The organism is Streptomyces sp. AC627_RSS907 (assembly GCF_019049165.1).
Genome location: NZ_JAGMUE010000269.1, coordinates 1 through 751 on the forward strand (window position 1 = coordinate 1; position 751 = coordinate 751).

1 protein-coding gene is annotated in these 751 nt (G+C 72.4%); it reads left to right on the plus strand.

What is annotated here, in order from left to right; translation table 11 throughout:
* Window positions 1-751 (plus strand): AAA family ATPase (locus tag KUM32_RS33220; protein ID WP_217145638.1); only part of this gene is annotated, 751 nt, incomplete at both ends.

Sequence of the window (751 nt, forward strand, 5' to 3'; positions counted from 1 at the left end):
GGAGTCGCGGGACGAGGACGGCCGGGCCCGGCTGTTCGAGCTGACGGCGCGCCTCCTCGAGCGGCTCGCCACCGAGCGCACGCTGGTGCTCGTCATCGAGGACCTGCACTGGGCGGACCGCTCCACCCGCGAGCTGCTCGGCTACCTCTTCCGCTCCGTGCAGCGCGCGCGACTGGTCATCCTCGCCACGTACCGTTCCGACGACATCCACCGCCGCCACCCGCTGCGCCCCTTCATCGCCGAGATCGACCGCATGCGCACCGTGCGCCGCATCGAGCTGGCGCGCTTCAACCGCGCCGAGGTGCACGCGCAGATAGCTGGCATCTACGGCACCGAGCCCGACCGGCAGTTGGTGGACCGGGTCTTCGAGCGGACCGACGGCAACGCCTTCTTCGTCGAGGAGATCGCCCACAGCATCACCGACGGAGCCCAGTGCGGGCTCAGCGAGTCGCTGCGCGACCTGCTGCTGGTGCGGGTCGAGGCGCTGCCCGACGACGCCGAGCGGGTGGTGCGGATCGTGGCGGAGGGCGGCTCACGCGTGGAGCACGCGCTGCTCGCGGCCGTCGCCAGGCTCGGCGAGGACGAGCTGATCGAGGCGCTGCGCACCGCCGTCGGCTCCAACATCCTGCTCCCGACGGACGACGACAACGGCTACCGCTTCCGGCACGCCCTGGTCCGCGAGGCCGTCACCGACGACCTGCTGCCGAGCGAGCGCGCCCGGCTCAACCGGCAGTACGCGACGGCCCTGGAG